The sequence below is a fragment of the Alteromonas sp. IB21 genome, assembly GCF_016405965.1.
In the GTDB taxonomy this organism is placed as follows: Bacteria; Pseudomonadota; Gammaproteobacteria; order Enterobacterales; family Alteromonadaceae; genus Alteromonas.
Genome location: NZ_JAEFCD010000004.1, coordinates 124,198 through 141,400 on the forward strand (window position 1 = coordinate 124,198; position 17,203 = coordinate 141,400).

A 17,203-nucleotide genomic window follows, 5' to 3' on the forward strand; every position below is an offset into this window, starting at 1 on the left:
CCCCCCATTACCCAAAATAGTTCTATGCTCTGCTTACCGTAAAGTTAATTACCTCTTGAATGTGCTTTGCACTCGTTTTGAGCATAAGTAATCTGTCGATACCCAGTGCCACACCCGCACAAGGCGGTAACCCCGCATCTAACGCGCTTAGAAAATTCTCATCGATAGGTTTTACGGGAAGACCAGCCGCCTTACGCTTCACGTTATCCGCTTCAAAGCGCAAGCGTTGCTCTTTCGCTGCGCTTAATTCATTAAAACCATTGGCAAGTTCAGCGCCTTGATAATACACCTCAAAGCGTTCGGCAACCCGTTCATCCGTAGTGCTTAACTTGGCAAGCGCTGCTTGAGATGCCGGAAAATTGTAGATAAAACAGGGTTTTTCAATGCCTATATTAGGCTCAATCGCGTAGCTGAATAACAGTTGTAATTTAACGTCATAGCTTAGGCTTTGCGGCGCATGAATATCTATATTCTGCTGTTTCATTGCTTCTAGCAACACGTTGTCATCAGCACTTAAAGGGTCAATATTTAAGTGGGTTTGAAAGGCTTGTTGATACGTCATCTTATCGGCTGAGTCTGTGGCCAGAGTTTCTTGTAACAAGGCGTCTACTTCGTCCATTAATGCAAAATGATCGAACTCTAAGCGGTACCACTCCAACATTGTGAACTCTGGATTGTGCCAGCGGCCCTCACCTTCGTGACGAAACGCTTTACAGATTTGGTAGATAGAGCCGCTGTCAGCGCAAAGTAGTCGTTTCATGGCATATTCAGGTGATGTTTGAAGATATAACCGAGTGGGCTTGCCCGATTGGGCAAAGTTAAACTCGGTATCGAATGCATCAAGATGCTCATCGGTAACCGTGCCGTTTGAAAGTAAAGGCGTATCTACCTCTAAAACGTTTCTCGCGTAAAAAAAATCACGGATAGTTCTAAGTAATTCGGCACGCGCAACACGCGCTTCATGAGTGGTAGTAGGCTGCCAAGATTGCATGTGTTTAAACCTAAATAGAAAAAGCTAAAACAAAAAGCCGGTACACAAAGGCACCGGCTTTACACGTAAACAGAATGCGCTACATGCGCCTCAGTTTCAGATATTATTTTTGTGCACGAGACACGTATTCGCCAGAGCGCGTATCTACACGGATAACTTCACCTGTTTGAACAAACAGAGGAACACGTACCACCGCACCGGTGGTAAGCGTTGCTGGCTTACCGCCTGTGCCCGCTGTATCACCTTTTAGGCCAGGATCGGTTTCTGTGATTTCTAGCTCAACAAAGTTTGGCGGCGTTACTGTGATAGGTGACCCATTCCACAGCGTGATAGTACAAACGTCGTTTTCTACTAGCCACTTCTTATTCTCACCTACCGCTTTTTCATCCGCTGCGATTTGTTCGAATGTATCATTGTTCATAAAGTGGTAGAATTCGCCGTCGGTGTAAAGGTAGGCAAGCTCCGTATCCATTACGTCAGCGCCTTCTACCGATTCACCTGAGCGGAAAGTTTTTTCTAAAACTTTACCTGAAATAAGCTTGCGGATTTTAACGCGGTTAAACGCTTGGCCCTTACCCGGCTTTACGTATTCGTTTTCTAAAATGTTGCAAGGTTCGCCGTCCAGCATGATTTTCAGGCCGCCTTTGAACTCGTTAGTGCTGTAATAAGCCATAATTCCTCTGTCTAAACATAAGGTACAAAAAGTTTCGTGGAACAAATAATACCTAAAAAAGCGATTTCTGTAGAGCATAACTGGCAAAAAGAATTAGCCCTTAGCTTTACCGACCCAGTAAAGCTATTACAACACTTAGGTTTAGACCCAGAAAAATATGCCCAGCACATCAAAGCTCGTCGACTTTTTCCTATGCGTGTTCCGCGTCACTTCGCTGATTTAATGGAAAAAGGAAACCCTAGCGACCCTTTGTTTTTGCAAGTGATGCCGCTAAGCGACGAGTTCTTGACCTCGCCAGGCTACAGCGAAGATCCGCTAGAAGAGCATGACACTGCGGGTAAGGGTATTTTGCACAAGTACGACTCTCGCGTGTTGTTAATGATTCGCACTGGCTGTGCTGTAAATTGCCGTTATTGTTTCCGCCGCCACTTTCCTTATGCCGACAATGCAGTAAGTAAGCACCAGTGGGTTGAGGTACTTGATTACCTTCGCAGTAACAATAGTATTAACGAGGTTATCTTTTCTGGGGGCGACCCACTTATGGCAAAAGACGACCATTTAGCATGGCTAGCCAGTGAAATTGCAGCAATCCCTCATATAAAGCGCCTGCGTATTCACAGCCGGTTGCCGGTAGTGCTACCAGATAGAATAAGTCATGATTTTATCGCATGGTTTACTGCATTACCCCTGCAAAAAGTGCTGGTGCTGCATGCAAATCACGGGAATGAAATCTCAGAAACGTTGAAAGCACGTTTAAACACATTGCGAGAAAAAGGTGTGACTTTGCTTAATCAATCGGTATTGTTGAAAGGCGTGAATGACTCTGGCGATGCGATTTGTGCCTTGAGTGAAAGGCTGTTTGAGGCTGGAATACTGCCTTATTATCTGCACGTATTAGATAAAGTACAAGGCGCGAGTCACTTCAACGTAAGCGATGACGAGGGTCGCAGCATTATGGAAGAAGCGATAAAGCGTCTGCCGGGTTTCTTAGTGCCAAAACTGGTAAGAGAAATTGGCGGTCAACCCGGCAAAACGCCTATCGACTTAAGGTTGCATCCCTAACTTACGCGAAGGTATCAATGTTGGCGCCTAACGCGGGGTTTGAAGATGACGATTTTGGTACGTCAGCGGCTGATTCCAGCAGCTGAAGCGACGCTTTACCCTCTTGCTCTTGCTGGCTTTTTGCCAACTTAAGAGAGGCCAACTCAAGTGACGCACCGGACGCTCCAGAGGCACTAGCACCTTGTAGATCCATACCATTTTCCTTTGTTGCTTGTAGCAAAGTAAAAAAATGGGCAAAATTGCCCACCCTTACGGCATGTTGAATATTTCGCAAATAGTTAAGTGACTAAATCTTGGTAGGACTTATTCACTACTAATGCATAAACAACAATACTCGTAGGTTATCGGCCTTGAAAGATCAAACTTTAACCATTATTTGCCGTAAAGCATTTAACATGGCTTTAACTAAGGTCATGGGTAGTATTCAGAACTACAGTTAACGTACTTCACAATGTACACTTAAAACACATAGAAACAAAAGGCGTAACCATGCAACAAAGCCAAGAGATGCAGGCTGTCCATCAACAACTTCAGGAAACACTTCAAACGCTACACCGCAAAGCCGTTGATGCCGACCAAATTTTAGATAATTTGCAGCGCGATCAAAAAGGCAAATTTGCAGCTGTGTTTGCGGATGACAGCGGGTTTACCACGTCAGCTAAACGCTTCGGTCCTTATGTACAAGAAATCGCGAATGACTGGCAGTCAGTCAAAGAGCTGAATGATGATGAGGCTAAAAAGGCACTGGCGCCATTAGTGAAAAAAATAGAACTTGCACTGGTGACTATTACACAATTTCAGCAGTCGCTTTCAAAAAGTTAAACATATCGCTTCAGATAAAGAAAGCCCGCTTTACAGCGGGCTTTCTTTTTAAACATTCATCCGTACTAGCTTTGAGTCATTACAAACTTACCGCTGATAAAGGGGCAGTAAATTAATTCTGCGTTTTATTTCTTTTACCTCTTTAAGGTAAGCCATGCTATCTACCCTTTCATACTGTTCTATGAAAGCTTGCTTACTCAACCCTTCTGGCAACCCATCAATAGCAGGGATTATTTCTAATTCACTTTGAATGCGCGCCATAGCATTTTGCACATCGACTGCGGTGCTAATCTCGGTGGCCACCTGCGCAAACTCATTGCCTGACATATCTGCTGCCAAATCCACAAAGCTATAACCTGAACCGCCATTGCCGCGGTCCATAAGCTCTTTGAACTCGCCAATCGCTAAAGACATACCTTCTTCAGACAGAAGTTCTAACGCTGCTGAAATAATAAAGTGTCGGGCTAAGTCATTACGATTGTGAAGTACTGCGCCTCTGCGCGGCTTTAATGCTTTATCAGCGTTGGGCTGAATATCTCCCACCAAAGTACCAACGCGATGATGCCCTACGTAAACAGCAAGCGCTAAAATAACCGCTTTGTTGTGAAGTACCGCATCTTGAGCTGTTTCACTTTGCTCTCGCGCTCTCGCCATTCCCTCACGTAAATATTCAATAAGAGAAACAGGTTCAGTTGAGAGCGCGATTTCTCTTCCAGAAAGATAGCGCAAATAGTAGGCGGACAAGCGCTGAAGCTCGCTTTCCTCGTCAACTGACATATTTGATGCTACTACGTTTAACTCAGTCAACAGAGCATCTAGTCGCCCCACATCTAAGGTAAGTTCGCCGCTTTCCATAGTAACGCGTTCTACACGCGATAACGCAATCGTAGCGATTTCCGATTGAGTATAAGAATTAACGGTACGTTCAAGGAAGCGAAGTAGATAGCGACCCGGTATCGTCAAATCACCGATTTGTACCTGCTCAATACGCAAACTGTTGCCCGGCAGTACGAGCGCCGAGGCATTCACAAAATAGCCCGTATCCTGAATGGCGTAGGTTAGATTAATAGTCCCTCCAATAGGGGTGATATTTACCACACCTTTAAAGTCAGGCAACGCACGCTGTAAAACGCCAACTAAACTTTCTACCTGAGTTTCAGTTAGCGTTACCTGATGGCCTTCCTCGCGCCGCGAAAACGCCCGCTGGAGCTGACCTAATAATTCGTTCACACTGTCAGCGCCATCAAGTTGCGTCGTCGCAGTTGATGCCACCAGCGGCGTCTTTTGAACCGCCATAATGGCAACCGCTGTTGCACCCGCGATAAGCAGGAGGACAATAACGGCAATGATAATAAAAAGCCATTTTACGCTACGCAAAATCATGATACTGCTGCTTTACCCGTGAAATTATTTAGATAAGCCCTAGTCAAGGCACTGTTTATACTATGTTATCTATTCGCCCGCCACTACGACGTGTGATTAAGTGGCCTGACAAGTCATAGTGCTTGGTGGCCATTGCTTTAGCGGCCAAATTCACTGCCTACCCATTCATTTAAGCTAGTGTACTGCACGGTAGCGCGTGTAAAATCGTGGTGCATTGATAACGTAGTTGGGACTACCACACAAGCTAAGCCCGCAGAGACTGCCGCCGTCATGCCCGTCTGTGTATCTTCAATTGCAACGCACTCGCTAGGCGACTTTTTTAATTTAGCCATAGCGAGTTCATAGCAGTCAGAAGCAGGTTTACTATTTTCTACATCTTCCACAGCGACCACACAAGACACATAGCTGCCTAACTCATACTGCGATAGGGTCTTTTCGACAGACTTCTTGCTTCCTCCTGTTACGATGCCGATGGTGTAGCCATTTCTGAAGCACGTACAAAGGGTTTCTTTGGCAAAAGGCATGAGGGGAAATGCTTGGCTATCTAGGTAGTCGCTAATACTCTTGTGCTTTTTATCCGCTAACATCTCAGGCTCAATATCTAGTTTAAAGTGCTCCACCAAATCAACTGCGTTTTGCTTAACGGGTATACCTGCCATCACTTCACAGTAAAACGCCTCGCTTAGTTCTACGTTGTAATCATGCAAAATGTCCTTCCACAAGTCGTAATGCACGGTCTCCGAATCGATAAGTGTGCCGTCATGATCAAATAGAAGTGTTGTGGTTTCGTTACCAACTGCCCGACGTCGAGACGATGAAGTCACTGGATACAATGTCAAAATAATCCTCCTTGCTAATGAATTTGCGTTACGTTTTAACCTACGTTTAGCGGAATGCAGATAATAGGCCAGTAGACAATGAGCTGGCTTAAAGCGACCCTGAATTTATGATGTCTTGTCTTCTCATCCCGTCTTCGTTCTGGTGTGATACACTATCTACACTTCAATGTTATCAATATCTTAAAGTGGAGCTATCAACGTGCTTTACCACGTCTTGGGTTTTGCGAGTGCTGCGCTATTTTTACTTACGTGGTTAGGGCTATGGTCACAAATAAAAGCCATGGCACGAAGCCAAGTTGTGGTCGATAATGACGCCAATCACAGCCTTTCCCTGAACCAATTTGCTTCTAGCTACTTCGCGTTTTTTTCAATTTTCTTGTTTGGTATCTCTGTTGAGCCTTTCAATCACTATTTAGTGTGGACCCGTTTTGGCGCGCTTATCCTTACACTCATCATTATTTGGAAAATATGGCAGCACAGGCGTACACGCATTTGTGCAGCTGTTACCGCGCTTGCATTGTTTGCTCTTATTGGCGGTACGCTATCAATCGCATTTCGCCCCTTTCCGGCATTGGCACAATTAGGAGCGAATACCCTGATGCTTGCGGTCACCGTTGTTTTGTTTCAAGGTTCACTGCATCAATGGTTGGTTTTACAACGACGACAAAAAGTGGGCTCGCTGTCATTCTCGCTTTTCAAGAATATTCTCATTAAAGACGTTAGCACTTTGTTGTTTGGTCTAACAATGCCACTGAGCCAAAGCTGGCCGCTACTTATCTTAAATGGAACAAGTGTTGTTATGCGCGGAAGTATCTTATTGAAGATGTACAAACTAAAACGCCAAGCACTCCCTTTATCAGGATAGTGTCTTGGCGTTTCATCATTGCTTTATTGCTAGCAAGGCTTTAAGTGCAAGTTACTAAGGGCATGTGCCTGTGCGGCCTGTTACAGCACTACTTCTGCCATATTGCCTTTGCTTTCCAGCCAGATTTTTCTGTCACCTGAACGCTTTTTAGCAAGCAGCATATCCATCAGTTCCATCATCTCCTCTGCATCTTCAATAGTAAGCTGTACAAGACGACGAGTATTTGGATCCATTGTCGTTTCACGAAGCTGAAGCGGGTTCATTTCGCCCAAACCTTTAAAGCGCTGCACGTTGACTTTACCGCGCTTTTTCTCAGCTTCAATGCGGTCGAGAATTCCCTGCTTTTCACTTTCATCCAGCGCGTAGTAGACGTCTTTGCCCACGTCGATTCTAAATAGTGGCGGCATCGCTACATACACATGGCCTGAATCAACCAAGGCTCTAAAGTGACGTACAAACAAGGCACAAAGCAAGGTTGCAATGTGTAGTCCATCGGAGTCAGCATCGGCTAGTATACAAATTTTACCGTAGCGTAAACCCGACAAATCGGTTGAGTCAGGGTCAATGCCCAATGCCACCGAAATGTCGTGAATTTCCTGAGAGGCCAGCACCTGAGAGGAGTCGACTTCCCAGCTATTAAGGATTTTACCGCGCAGCGGCATAATTGCCTGAAACTCTCTGTCGCGAGCCTGTTTGGCTGAGCCACCCGCCGAGTCCCCTTCTACTAGGAAAAGTTCAGAGTACGATATATCTTGCGAGGAGCAATCGGTAAGCTTTCCGGGTAGAGCTGGACCTTGCGTTACTTTTTTGCGGGCTACTTTTTTAGTTTGGCGCAGACGTCGCTGTGCATTATTGATACACATTTCAGCGAGCGACTCGGCGATTTCAGTATGCTGGTTTAACCACAGACTAAAAGCATCTTTCACTACGCCTGATACAAAAGCACTGGCTTGACGTGAAGACAAGCGTTCTTTGGTCTGCCCGGCAAATTGTGGGTCCTGCATTTTGGTTGATAGAATGTACGCGCAGCGATCCCAGATATCGTCGGGAGATAACTTAACACCTCGGGGCATGAGGTTTCTGAACTCACAAAACTCCCGCATTGACTCTAATAACCCCTGGCGGAGACCATTAACGTGCGTACCACCTTGGGCAGTGGGGATCAGGTTCACGTAGCTTTCTGTCACCAAGTCGCCGCCCTCGGGCAGCCACATTACCGCCCAATCGGCCGCTTCTGTGTTTCCGCTAAATGTGCCGACAAAAGGCGCATCAGACGGCAATGTCTCAAACTCTTCTACCGCTTGGTATAAATAGTCTTTTAACCCGTCTTCGTAATACCACTCTTGGCTTTCTTTCGAAATTTTATTGTCAAAACGAATACGAAGGCCAGGGCTAAGTACCGCTTTTGCACGCAAATTGTGGATTAATCGGCTTACAGAGAACTTAGCTGAGTCGAAATATTGGGGATCGGGCCAAAAGTGAACCCGAGTTCCCGTATTTCGCTTGCCACAGGTATCAATAACCTGCAAATCTTCTACTTTATCGCCGTTTTCAAACGCAATTTGATAGACATTACTGTCGCGTCTAATGGTCACTTCAACGCGCGTTGAAAGCGCATTTACAACCGAGATACCCACCCCGTGCAAACCACCAGAGAACGCATAGTTTTTGTTTGAAAATTTACCACCTGCATGAAGCTTACAGAGAATAAGCTCAACGCCCGAAATTCCCTCTTCAGGGTGGATATCCACAGGCATACCGCGACCGTCATCAATCACTTCTAACGATTGGTCTTCATGCAAAATAACTTTAATGTTAGACGCATGTCCGGCTAACGCTTCATCCACACTGTTATCGATGACTTCCTGACCTAAATGATTGGGTCGGGTGGTGTCGGTATACATACCAGGGCGGCGCTTTACGGGGTCAAGGCCGTTTAAAACCTCGATAGCATCTGAATTGTATTGATTTGACATAGTTATGGTTATTATTTAAGCCAGCGACGAAAAGGAAGTAAACAGCACTGGTATTAATCACAGTACTGCACTGTGTTTATTTGATGTTAGCAGGGCTCGATGAGCCTGGCAATGCGCTTAGTTTAGCAAAAATTGAGCGATAGCAGGTAAGTGATTTTCGTAGCCTACAAAGCTATGGTCGCCGCCTTGCTCAATAACAAGCTGGCTTTGCGCATACTTTTCTTCAGCAAGCCGGTAATCAAGGGTTTCATCTTCGGTTTGAAGCAATACTTTGTAGCACTCTGGCGCGCTCAGTGACGGGGCTTCAAGCGCTTTTATCACGTCCACATCACTGGCGACAATTTCAAATTTTTCTTTACTGTATGGGTTTTCATGCTCGCCAATAAAGCTTCGCAGTAATTCATAAGGACGAACAGCTGGGTTTATCAGCACCGCTTTACCACCAAACTTCTCTAACAAAAATGTAGAGAGGTAACCGCCCATGGAACTGCCTATCAGTTTAAGCCCATTTTCTAAAAGCGCGGGAGTAGCTTCAATAAGCGCAAGAAGTTGGCTTTCAACCTTGCTTGGAAAATTGGAGAGCTCTGGGATGTGCAATGTGACATCAGAGTGATGCTTTTCGAAATAGGCTTTTGTAGTCTGCGCTTTAATTGATTTTGGAGAACTTAAAAAGCCGTGAAGGTATAAAATGTGCTGCATTGTTGTCTCTTATTTTTCAACCCGTTTAACCGTAACATTCACTGCACCATCATCACAAAGCTCTATCACCTGATAACCCGGAGCCTCGTCGCTTACACCAAATTCTGCCTGCATTTTCCACTGCCAACATGTAGATGGACTGCCATAAGCGGGTGTATTGTTTGAACCTATAGTGTGGCGTAGCGGCGAATGTACATGGCCATGAATTAACGCTTTAATTTGTGAATATTGCTCTGATAGTGCCACAACTTTAGAAGCATTATCCAAATAGTGCTTATCCATCCAACTATTTGACGGGAGTACATGGTGATGCAGTGCAACGATATGGTTATTCCTAGGGGCGCTCACTAACGCTTTTTCAAACGAACGAACGTCCTCATTTTTTAACTCCCCCGCCGCCGTATAAATATCGCTTGAAGAGCGAGTATCCAGGCCGTGAATATGCCAGCGCTGGCAAACTATCGGTTTAGCGCTTTTGAGCATCCGCTCACCTAACACTGCTTCAAAATGTGGGTTATTGTCGTGATTACCCGCCAGTACATACCATTCTATATCTGCACCCGCTAAGTAGTGGTCCATTAGTGCAGTAAAGTGCTGATAGCTCTCTAAAGAGTTGTCACCGCTAATGTCACCGGTAACGAGCATTATAGCTTGATGCTCGTTATCTTGTTGAGGCTGACTGACGTTCTTATCATGCTTACTTCGGTTAATATACGGACTCACCGCATTTTGAAGCACACGCGCTAGCGAGTGGTATGGGGCAATGCCTGCATAACCTGCTTTTTCTTTATCTTTAAGTAAGTGGCAATCACTTAACTGTAGGAGGGTAATCACGCTTCAGAAGTGACGCTTGATGCATGCTGCAAACAAAAATTCAGCCATTCTGCTAAGAAGATATTAACCATGTGCTTTTCGTTGCGCTGCCGCATTTTTAAATTTGGGTAATCATATGATGGCGCGAGTGCACCTGTATTTTGGCTGTTTATAACTTCGGCCATACGAGCATCATGGTATAAGCGCACCGTCATGCTGGGCGTTAAGTAAGAGGGCATATCTTTCGTGGTTTGCTTGATGCTCAGCGTACTGGTGTAACGGGCAGAGTCAACGATTCGAATTTCATAAGACAGACCAACCCCTACCGAAAATTCGTAACTTAAATCCTCCGTATCACAGTCAGGCAAAATCCTCAGTACGTGCGAATAATTCAGTTCGCAAAGCGCCTGCATAGACGGAAGATTAGGTACATATTTTCGTTGATTACGTTGAGTCACGATGTCTGCCATTGCTCCAGAAGTTGAGTTTTGTGCATAAAAAACCATTGTAGCGCAATTATTGCCGCCGCGTTGTCAATATGGCCTTTTTCCAACCATTCAAGGGCGGTATTCTCTTTCACTCGATGGACCTTAATATCTTCAGACTCGGTATCCAAGCCGTGGATACCGTGCGCTTTAGCCGCGTTCGTTTTCGCTATAAAAATATGTAATCTTTCTGTCGTGCCACCAGGACTGGATAAATAACTGAGCGCTTTAGTGAGGTTATCAAGCTCGATACCAGCTTCTTCCATTGACTCTCTGTGGCACACGTTTTCGGGCGTTTCCCCTTCATCTATCATGCCTGCGATAATTTCTATCAGCCAAGGACTTGAAGATGTGGCCAACGCCCCAATTCTTACCTGCTCGATCAGTACGAACTCTTGGAGAATGGGATCGTAAGGTAGTACCCCCACTGCATGACCGCGTTCAAAAATTTCGCGGGTGACGGTGTCGCTCCATTCTCCATTGAAGCACTTGTGTTTAAATTGATATTGATTCATCGTGAAGAAACCACGATACACTGGTTTAATATCGGTGATTTCAACATCATTTGAGGTAAATGAAAGGAATTCCTTGCTCATTTGCTGACACTTATGGTTCAAATAGATTTATCATACATAGTACATTCACACACCAACCATGTATATGCGTTGCAAACGCAATATTTAGGTGTGCTCGAATAACGGAAAACTCAGATTACAAGTCGTCTATTACTATAATAATTGCGTGGGTAGATCACATATTCTGTTACAGTTAAACGAATACTGTTACGAGTTTGTACTTTCGGTTTGTGGTTGAATTTTCATACACTTGGTTTTAATTAGTCGTCTTAACGAATACGCGACGACGCAACTTGAACACAACAGGAAGACGTAAGCATGAAACGAACACTTCTGTCGCTGGTTATCGGAGTATCGATGACAACTAGTGCTTTGGCCGATGACCTAATGCGGGTATATCAACAAGCACTGGCGAACGATCCATTGGTAAACCAAGCGAAAGCGCAACGTGATGCTGCGTTTGAAGGAATTAGTCTTAGCCGTGCAAGCCTGCTCCCCCAAATTTCAGGCTCGGTGGGTTATACCCATTCCGAATCTGAGCGTTTTCAACAGCTAGGTCCGGATACCATTTTCACCACCGACACCACGGTAGACACTAAGGACTACGGTATTTCGCTTTCCATGTCACTGTACGACCATGCAAACTGGCTTAACTTAGACCGTGCTGAGAAGGTCGCAGAGCAAAGTGACGCTCAGCTAGCAGCAAGCATGCAGGACGTTATTGTAAGAACGGTAACAGCTTATTTTGACGTGCTCCGCGCGCGCGACAATGTAGAGTTTGTTGGCTCTGAGAAACGCGCTATCGAGCGTCAATTAGAACAAACGCGTCAGCGCTTTGAAGTTGGTTTAACCGCGATTACTGACGTACACGAAGCACAGGCTAATTTTGATAGAACTGTGGCACAGGAAATACAGGCTAAAAACGAACTTGAATTTGCTCTTGAAGCACTTCGGGTTATTACGGGTAAGTATCACGACAGTCTTTACGGATTAAATACTGAAAACTTCTCAGCAACCATGCCGGTACCTGAAACTGTGGAAAGCTGGCTAGAAACGGCTGAAGATAAAAATTTAGCGTTACTCGTAAACCGGTTAGCAATGGACATTGCAAAAGAAGATATTGCGATTGCACGTTCAGGACACTTACCGACGTTGTCTTTGTCGGGTAGATACGGACGCTCAAAAGACGAAGTTGAGGGTGAATTTATCAACGATGCAGGTGAGAGTGCGCCGGTTGCTTATGATACGCCTTACCTAGACAGCCAGTCGATAGGTGTTACGCTGAGTGTGCCAATTTATCAAGGTGGCAGCGTAAGTGCTCAAACACAGCAGGCTAAGTACAACTATGTTGCTCAAAGCCAAGCTACCGAGCAAACCTATCGTCAAACAGTGCAGTCTGTTCGCAGTTCGTTTAATAACGTAAAAGCGTCTATCTCAACTATTCGCGCCCTTGAACAATCTGTGGTCTCAGCAGACAGTGCACTAAAAGCAACGGAAGCAGGGTTTGATGTAGGCACACGTACCATTGTTGATGTACTTGACAGCACGCGCAACTTATTCGACGCACGACGTAACCTTGCTGGCGCGCGCTACGACTTTATTCAGTCGGTTATTACGCTTAAGCAAGCAGCGGGGACATTAACAGGTGAAGATGTGGCGATGATTAATCGCGGCCTTAAGCCAGTGCAAGCCGACAGCAATAGCTAAGTGCTGTTAGGGTACGGACAGTGCCTGAATGATGGATGTAAAGGGTAGCGAAAAGGCTGCCCTTTTTTATGCGCGTCAACTTCTTATGTAATGTGAAACCAAAGCGTTATTTTATCGCCCCAAACTTCTGTAGAGCACCCAACAACTCGCGATATTCATTGCAAAGTGCTTGAGCGTTTTGCTTGCTTAAAACAGGAGTGGATAAGCGCAGAGACACCGCGTGTAATTTTGCTTGCAACAAACGTAATTCATCATCCATGATTATGCCCTTTATTTTTCACCTATGTTTGTAATGGCTAATTTTTATTACATGCACAGGTAACGGTTTTAAAACGCGGTTGGTGCCCCAACATTTATGTCGCATTACATGCGCAAACTGCAACTTTAGTATAACGCCAAACGGGCTTACAGCAAGCCTATTGGTTTAGTGATTTTTCCTTGAGTGATAGATAAAAATGCAAGCCTCTGAACTTCAGAATAAATTTGAACGGATCCGTGCCAATAAATGGTTCGAAGCCTTTGTAATAAGCGTCATCGTTATTTCTGCACTGCTAGTAGGTGCAAAAACCTACGAACTTCCCTCGGGAATGGCCTCTGTAACCCTTTTCTTAGATTGGTTTATCAGCGCCTTCTTTTTAACTGAACTCACTATTCGCTTTTTAGCTGAAAAACGTAAACGCTACTTTTTCAAAAGCTTTTGGAATTGGTTTGATACGCTAATCGTTATCATCAGTTTGATCCCCGCAGATGATACGGAACTCGCGTTGATAGCACGTTTAGTGCGTGTTTTCCGTGTACTGCGAATGATTTCAATAATCCCAGAGCTACGGATTTTATTGGTTTCACTGGTTAAAGCCTTACCTCAGTTAGCCTATGTGATGCTACTGATGTTCATTATTTTTTATATCTACGCGGCGGTGGGCAGTACGCTGTTTGAAAATATTAACCCTGTGTTGTGGGGTGACATTACCATCTCGATGCTAACACTCTTTAGGATCATGACGTTCGAGGATTGGACAGATGTCATGTACGAAACCCAAGAGGTATATTCGCTGAGTTGGATTTTCTATCTCACGTTCATCTTTTTCACCGCGTTTGCATTCTTAAACATGGTGATTGGCATTGTGGTAAACGTAATGGAAAGGGAAAACGAAAAAGCGCGGGCAGAAAAAGAAGCGGCATTGCTGGAAGAGCAAATTGCCCAAGGGCATGTAGAGCCAACGCTGCACGATGTGATGAAAGAGTTGCGCGAACTTAAAATGCAATTGTCGGCGCAACATTCAAAACGTGATTAAGTTATGCAGTCTGCACAAGGTAGCCCACCATGGCGAGGTCAATTCATTTGCCCAAGCCTACCGTGCAGGAGACAAACCAACGTTGACATGTAACCCTTAATAAACAAAGGCCACGAATGTGGCCTTTGTTTTTACGCGCAGAGTGAGAGGAAACAAACCGCCTCGCTCTCTCTTCTACAAGGATGTGTTATAACCCGTATTGCTGTTTAAGATTCTCCGCTCTCTGCTTTGCTGCGTCAGACGAAAACTCTCGGCTTGTTAGACGACGCTTTGCTAATGCCGCTTTATCGAGTGCAAATAACAAATCTACGTGATTCAAATAAACTTCATCGCTTGCAATCGGAGCTGCAGAAATTTGCTCGTAAAGCGTTAGCGCCGCCTCTTTATCACCTTTAGCAATGTAAATTTGCGCCAATGTATCTACAGCATCTGGGTTTTCACGTTGAAGCGACACTGCTTTTTTCGCGAGCTCCTCCGCGCGTTTTAATTCGCCATCTTCAAAAGCCAAATACGCTAAATTATTCAATACAACAAAGTTGTCTGGTGTTTTCGTCAACACCCGTTCATAGGTATCAATGGCCGCGTTTCGGTCTGAGCGAATTTGACGCTCAGCTAACAGCATGGCGCTTTGCACATCATTATTGTGAGCACCAACATGTTTCTCTAAAAAGCTGAACGCCTGCTCTTTCTTACCAGACATTTCCATTGCTGCCACCAAAAGCAGCGCATTGTCTGAATTAGGCGTGGCGTCATAGGCGACTTTAGCGTGCTCTACCGCTTGCTCTGGCGCTTTTTCGATAAGATGTAAGCGAGCAATAATACCTCTTACAAATGGCAATGCTTTTACATCATCTGACGTGCTATTGATGATATCCCACGCGGGTTTTGTCTGACCTAGACGACTATGGAAATACGCTTTCAACAGCGTTAACTGTGCGTCAGGACGTTTCGCAAGCACTTTATCGGTAAGGGCTAAGCCTTGCTTAAACTGCTTCTGTGAATCAACAATTAATAGTTTGCCTAAAACCGCGTTTTTGTCTTGTGGATAAAAGGACAGCCAGCGATCAAAAAAGGCCGTCGCCTCTTTTACATTATTCGTCGCGATAAGCGTTTGACCTTTTAAGTTCCAAAAAACCTGAGGTGACGATTCGTCTCCTTCTACGTTAGCTAACAGTGACACAGTGTTATCAAGCTGACCGTTTATAGAGTACATTCTCGCTAATAACAGCCTTAACTTAAGATCGCTCTTATTCTTGCTAAATTGAGTTTGCGCGTGGGCGATAACCTCTTTGCCATCACCTTCTTCCGCTGCCAATGCAAACCATAACGCTAATGCCTGAACATCTGCAGGGTTCTCATCAATAAAAGCGCGAATAAACGCAAGGGCATTTTCTTTTTTCCCCTCGGCTACAAGAAGATTGGCGCGGGAGTACGTCACCTCGTTACCCGCATCGCTTAAACCACTTGCTTTATCAAGATACTGGGCGGCTTCTTGATAAGCGCCCTCTGCAGTAGCAATGTTACCGAGATAGATAAGCGGGGCCGCCGTGTCTGGCGACTGCTCATGCCATTCTTTTGCCGCAACCTTTGCTTTATCTAGCTGATTCGTTGCTATGTAAGCCCGCAATAAGGTCGCTTGTGACGTCACTGACTCTGGTGCTTTCTCTACAGCCTCTTCAAGGTTCACCAAGCCGTCAATATCGTTGAGTGATAATTGAAGCACGCCAAGACGTGATAAATCTTCAGCAGTAGCGCTAACCGCCTCAGACTTTTCTACCATTTGTTTAGCGCCTACTACGTTACCGTCTTTAAGTAACTGGTAGCTGGCTTTTGAGAACAATGCAGCGTCAACACCCTGCTCACCTTCAACCCGAGCTAACACCTCTAGCGCTTCGTCATTTTCGCCAAGCTGAAGCATGCTATCTGCGAGCATGCGAAGACCAGGATGATTATCAGGTAAACTTGATGCAACCATGGTCAAGTGTCGCTGAGCAGCCTCGAAGTCTTGAATTTGATAGGCACTGAAACCAGCCACAAGGCGAACAACTTGATCGCTTCTGCCGTTTTGTACAGCAATCTCTAGATGTTCTAATGCTTTAGCGTAATTTTCATTAGCCGACTCGATAATGCCTTTAAACGTGTTAAGCAAAGGGTGGTTTTCGTTAAGGGTTAATAAGTCATTAACGATAGGCGCTGCTTTCTCTAAATTTCTAATCTCTATCAACAACGCCGCATAGGCAAACTTGCTGGTCACGTCATCTGGAAATTGGCTAACGTAAACGCCATAAACCTCGGCGGCTTTTTCAGGCTCACCGCTTTGAAGATAGAGCTTGGCGAGCTGCTGCAACACATCTTTATTGGTTGGCGCTTGTTCACGAAGCGCCTCAGTGGCAGCCAAAGCACCTTCCATGTCGTTGTCTAAAACGAAAGCATAGCTATCAATCAGGCCTTTATATACTGAGCTTGTATCCAAGGTAGACAGGTCAGCAAGGAGAGTCTGCGCCTCCTCAGTTTTACCTAGCTGCATTAACGCCTGTAGTTTATAAAACCCTACTTCCGCTGACTCAACCGCTGTCATGCCTTCGGCACGGTAGTCCACCTCAGCAAGGGCATTCTCTGCCCCCGATTGTTGATACGCGACAGATAGAAGTGGAATGACCTGACTCACTGGGTGCCCCAAGTCCATTGCCTTGTTGAGCTCTTTCTCTGCCGCAGCAAAATTATTTTGCTGCAAATACAGCTTACCTAGTTCGAAGCGCGGCTCGGCAGCATTAGGCGCTTTTTGAATGGCGTTTTTGTATTCAACGACCGCCGCGTCAAGTTGCTGTTGAGAGGCGTAATTTCTTGCGTCAGCCAGATGGCTCTCCATAGACTTTTCACTACAGCCTGACAAAAGTGCACTGGATAGCATTACTGCTAACGTTGTGCGTTTAATTAATTTATTTGTTTTATACTTTGTCATTGTAATTCCTTGCCCTTCCTCAAATTTTTATTGTCACACCGCTGCACTATTGTAAA

General features: G+C 45.2%; 17 protein-coding genes. 5 read left to right on the plus strand and 12 right to left on the minus strand.

The features are described 5' to 3' along the window. Window positions 1-22: 22 nt before the first annotated feature. Window positions 23-991: an elongation factor P--(R)-beta-lysine ligase gene (gene epmA, locus JC525_RS04600; RefSeq protein WP_198814741.1), complete on the minus strand. Its 969-nt coding sequence runs from the start codon at window positions 989-991 to the stop codon at window positions 23-25. A gap of 103 nt (window positions 992-1,094) precedes the next feature. Further along, a complete protein-coding gene (efp, locus tag JC525_RS04605; protein ID WP_159119582.1) occupies window positions 1,095-1,664 on the minus strand; it encodes an elongation factor P in 570 nt (189 codons plus the stop codon). A 36-nt stretch (window positions 1,665-1,700) separates the two neighbouring features. On the opposite strand from efp, the gene epmB reads away from it, so the two are divergent. Next, window positions 1,701-2,726: an EF-P beta-lysylation protein EpmB gene (epmB, locus tag JC525_RS04610; protein WP_198814742.1), complete on the plus strand. Its 1,026-nt coding sequence runs from the start codon at window positions 1,701-1,703 to the stop codon at window positions 2,724-2,726. A 1-nt stretch (window position 2,727) separates the two neighbouring features. On the opposite strand, the gene JC525_RS04615 is transcribed toward epmB, so the two are convergent. Continuing rightward, a complete protein-coding gene (locus JC525_RS04615) occupies window positions 2,728-2,919 on the minus strand; it encodes a hypothetical protein (RefSeq protein ID WP_159490227.1) in 192 nt (63 codons plus the stop codon). Window positions 2,920-3,215: 296 nt separating this feature from the next. On the opposite strand from JC525_RS04615, the gene JC525_RS04620 reads away from it, so the two are divergent. Beyond that, window positions 3,216-3,548: a hypothetical protein gene (locus tag JC525_RS04620; RefSeq protein WP_198814743.1), complete on the plus strand. Its 333-nt coding sequence runs from the start codon at window positions 3,216-3,218 to the stop codon at window positions 3,546-3,548. An 87-nt stretch (window positions 3,549-3,635) separates the two neighbouring features. Here JC525_RS04620 and JC525_RS04625 read toward each other — a convergent pair whose 3' ends face one another. Beyond that, window positions 3,636-4,931: a hypothetical protein gene (locus tag JC525_RS04625; protein WP_198814744.1), complete on the minus strand. Its 1,296-nt coding sequence runs from the start codon at window positions 4,929-4,931 to the stop codon at window positions 3,636-3,638. A gap of 137 nt (window positions 4,932-5,068) precedes the next feature. After that, on the minus strand, window positions 5,069-5,770 hold the full coding sequence (locus JC525_RS04630; RefSeq protein ID WP_198814745.1) for an HAD family hydrolase: 702 nt from the start codon (window positions 5,768-5,770) through the stop codon (window positions 5,069-5,071). Window positions 5,771-5,969: 199 nt separating this feature from the next. On the opposite strand from JC525_RS04630, the gene JC525_RS04635 reads away from it, so the two are divergent. Continuing rightward, window positions 5,970-6,635 (plus strand): hypothetical protein, encoded by a 666-nt coding sequence (locus JC525_RS04635; RefSeq protein WP_198814746.1) that lies wholly within the window; start codon window positions 5,970-5,972, stop codon window positions 6,633-6,635. A gap of 80 nt (window positions 6,636-6,715) precedes the next feature. Here JC525_RS04635 and parE read toward each other — a convergent pair whose 3' ends face one another. From parE to nudF, 5 genes are all read right to left on the minus strand, one after another. Then, complete coding sequence (parE, locus tag JC525_RS04640; RefSeq protein WP_198814747.1) at window positions 6,716-8,611, minus strand: DNA topoisomerase IV subunit B; 1,896 nt, start codon at window positions 8,609-8,611, stop codon at window positions 6,716-6,718. 117 nt (window positions 8,612-8,728) lie between these two features. Continuing rightward, on the minus strand, window positions 8,729-9,310 hold the full coding sequence (locus tag JC525_RS04645) for a YqiA/YcfP family alpha/beta fold hydrolase (RefSeq protein ID WP_198814748.1): 582 nt from the start codon (window positions 9,308-9,310) through the stop codon (window positions 8,729-8,731). 9 nt (window positions 9,311-9,319) lie between these two features. Then, entirely contained in the window at window positions 9,320-10,144 is an 825-nt protein-coding gene (locus JC525_RS04650) for a metallophosphoesterase family protein (protein WP_198814749.1), read from the minus strand. Continuing rightward, the gene (locus tag JC525_RS04655) at window positions 10,141-10,536 is read right to left on the minus strand and encodes a DUF1249 domain-containing protein (RefSeq protein ID WP_198814797.1); all 396 of its coding nucleotides are present in this window, start codon (window positions 10,534-10,536) and stop codon (window positions 10,141-10,143) included. Before JC525_RS04655 ends, JC525_RS04650 begins: the two co-directional genes overlap by 4 nt. A 41-nt stretch (window positions 10,537-10,577) precedes the next feature. Beyond that, complete coding sequence (gene nudF / locus JC525_RS04660; RefSeq protein ID WP_198814750.1) at window positions 10,578-11,204, minus strand: ADP-ribose diphosphatase; 627 nt, start codon at window positions 11,202-11,204, stop codon at window positions 10,578-10,580. A 297-nt stretch (window positions 11,205-11,501) separates the two neighbouring features. On the opposite strand from nudF, the gene tolC reads away from it, so the two are divergent. Further along, on the plus strand, window positions 11,502-12,890 hold the full coding sequence (gene tolC / locus JC525_RS04665) for an outer membrane channel protein TolC (RefSeq protein ID WP_198814751.1): 1,389 nt from the start codon (window positions 11,502-11,504) through the stop codon (window positions 12,888-12,890). Between the two features lie 106 nt (window positions 12,891-12,996). On the opposite strand, the gene JC525_RS04670 is transcribed toward tolC, so the two are convergent. Next, window positions 12,997-13,149: a hypothetical protein gene (locus JC525_RS04670; RefSeq protein ID WP_198814752.1), complete on the minus strand. Its 153-nt coding sequence runs from the start codon at window positions 13,147-13,149 to the stop codon at window positions 12,997-12,999. Between the two features lie 196 nt (window positions 13,150-13,345). Here JC525_RS04670 and JC525_RS04675 point away from each other — a divergent pair, with 196 nt between their 5' ends. Next, a complete protein-coding gene (locus JC525_RS04675; RefSeq protein ID WP_198814753.1) occupies window positions 13,346-14,185 on the plus strand; it encodes an ion transporter in 840 nt (279 codons plus the stop codon). Window positions 14,186-14,372: 187 nt separating this feature from the next. Here the strand turns inward: JC525_RS04675 and prsT are convergent, their stop codons facing one another. Next, window positions 14,373-17,147: an XrtA/PEP-CTERM system TPR-repeat protein PrsT gene (prsT, locus tag JC525_RS04680; RefSeq protein ID WP_198814754.1), complete on the minus strand. Its 2,775-nt coding sequence runs from the start codon at window positions 17,145-17,147 to the stop codon at window positions 14,373-14,375. Between the last annotated feature and the right edge of the window lie 56 nt (window positions 17,148-17,203).